General features: G+C 43.7%; 1 protein-coding gene. It reads right to left on the bottom strand.

The features are described 5' to 3' along the window. On the bottom strand, nt 1–917 hold a 917-nt coding region (locus HF569_RS12155), incomplete at its 3' end, for an IS3 family transposase (RefSeq protein ID WP_168902619.1). Nucleotides 918–935 lie beyond the last annotated feature (18 nt).

Genomic DNA, 935 nt, shown 5'->3' with positions numbered 1-935 from the left:
AGAACTCTTCGCCACTGCCGATGAACGTATTGCCAACCTTGGTCTGTATGGAGTGTCAGCTGGTAATTGGTCTCTGGTAAGCGATCGACTAAGCGTCTCAACGGCTCTAGACTGAAGGCTAGTGTTGGATGCCTACTGATCTCCCATTCAAGGATTCGATTACTGTAAAGGTCCTTAATGACCTCTAGATAGACTTTATCACCATTCTTGGCTTTCAATTCAGTTACGTCGCAGACCATCTTTTGAAAGGACCGATCAGCCTTATTACGACGGTTTAGATGATTCTTGGCTACGCGACCTTTAGGACCCTTAGAAGAATCGTATCGACGCTGAAGTTTCGAGTATTTCTCACACTTGATTCCGAGTTTATGCATGATTCGTTGAATTCTTTTATGATTAGGCGCCGGTTGGCGCCTAATCTGATAATACTTTCTAACTAGCGCAACTACACGTCGCGTTCCGTAGTTACCGTGGTGTTCATCAAAGATGCGTTGAATCAGTACGCCTAATTCTTGATCATTATCCTTACCTTGAGTTAACTTCGTTTGCCAGTACTGAAACGTTGACATACTGATGGGCAAGGCTGCGATCAAGTCGGCTAGTTTGTATTTCGACCTGAGTTCGATGATGATTCCGCTGAGCTCCCGTTTGGACGCTTTTTGGAGGCTTTTAGTTTTTTTAAGGCATCGAGTTGAATCCGTAATAATAGATTCTCTTTTTCCAACGCTTTGATCTTGTCTTGATCTGATTGTGGCATGAGAGGTTCCTCCGTTATGCATCATTAACAATCGGCCCGTACCTGCAGTTTGATAGATCTTCTCCCAATTCGAAACAGACGTAGGCTTCGGGAAACCAAACTTGATGCAGGTTGCTTCTAACGATGCATGATTCTTTTCCTTCCACTCTACTAAATTCACACGGAATTCACCAGTTAT

The sequence above is a fragment of the Levilactobacillus tujiorum genome (assembly GCF_012641185.1).
Classification (GTDB): Bacteria; Bacillota; Bacilli; order Lactobacillales; family Lactobacillaceae; genus Levilactobacillus; species Levilactobacillus tujiorum.
This window is presented reverse-complemented; position numbering and strand designations above follow the sequence as displayed.